This window comes from Virgibacillus carmonensis (assembly GCF_057836705.1).
The window spans coordinates 1-1371 of sequence record NZ_JBYQFJ010000076.1; the positions used below are offsets into that span (position 1 = coordinate 1).

The 1371-nt window shown below is 46.2% G+C and carries 2 protein-coding genes; both read left to right on the forward strand.

Annotation, left to right across the window (positions count from 1 at the left end):
- The coding region (locus AC3G7N_RS20515; protein ID WP_489424021.1) for a hydroxymethylglutaryl-CoA reductase, degradative at positions 1–1024 on the forward strand (1024 nt) is incomplete at its 5' end.
- Positions 1025–1027: 3 nt separating this feature from the next.
- The coding region (locus tag AC3G7N_RS20520) for a hypothetical protein (protein ID WP_489424022.1) at positions 1028–1371 on the forward strand (344 nt) is incomplete at its 3' end.

Sequence of the window (1371 nt, forward strand, 5' to 3'; positions counted from 1 at the left end):
GCCTTCCGTTATTGCAGCAGCAAGTCATGCCGCCAAACTGGCATATGAGACGGGTGGTTTTTTTGCCACTACAACTGGATCCATTATGCGCGGGCAAATCCAGCTGACGAATATCCAAAATCCATATGGTGAGATGGCCCGCCTCTATGAAAACAAGGGACGGATTCTGGAACTTTGCAATGAGCAGGACCCGACACTTGTTTCGCTGGGCGGCGGTGCGAAGGATATCGAGGTTCATATCATTGAGGAAGGCGAAAGTCCGATGATTGTTTTACACCTGCTGGTCGATACCAGGGATGCGATGGGAGCTAATGCTGTCAATACGATGGCGGAAGCAGTGGCTCCATTGATCGAATCCATCACCCATGGCAGGGTTAACCTTAGGATTATTTCAAATCTTGCCGATAAACGGCTGGTCAGGGTGCGCGGGGAGTTTAAGCGGGAAACAATTGGCGGGGCTAAGGTAGTCAATGATATTATAGAAGCATATAAACTGGCTGATGTTGATCCTTACCGGGCTACAACACATAATAAAGGAATTATGAACGGGATTTCCGCCGTTGTTCTTGCTACAGGTAATGATACACGGGCGATTGAGGCTGGAGCACATGCATATGCCGCAAGATCAGGGCGTTACCGCTCACTGACACATTGGGAGAAAAATCATGAAGGGGATTTAGTTGGCACGATGGAAATTCCGATGGCTGTGGGGATTGTTGGCGGTGGCACTAAGTCAAACCCTGTAGCAAATTTAGCCCTTAAAGTTCTTGGTGTGAAAACAGCAGAGGAACTTGCCGGAATAATTGCGGCGACGGGTCTCGCCCAAAATTTTGGAGGATTAAAGGCGTTAGCAACAGAAGGTATCCAAAAAGGGCATATGGCGCTGCATGCCCGAAGTTTAGCGTTAATGGCTGGTGCCGATGAAAGCAATATCGATGCGATTGTTGAGCGTGCAGTCCAGGATCAGGATGTCCGTTATGATCATATTCTTGCTATAATAAACTCAGAAGAGGGGAGAGGGTAACGAGTGAATGATGAAATGAAGTCAAGTGAATCGGAATCCGATTATTATGTTGAAATTTTAGGGGATACGGTTTCACCATCCCATGTGCTTTACTCTATTTTGATAAGCATCGTTCTTGGATTAGGCGGTTTCTTGATTGGGAAACAATTTTTTCCGCTGGTTGCTGAGGATACAATGGTCAATTCTTATTCACTGCTTCTTGGCATTGCGGGGTGTGTGGCTGCACTAGTACTTTCTGCAATTTTATTTCGTCCGAAGCGAATATTGACGGAATCGCAGGCAAATAAAGAAGATGCTAATAAACTATTGAAGGATTTACAGGTCGACCTGGATGAAGAGTATGAAGT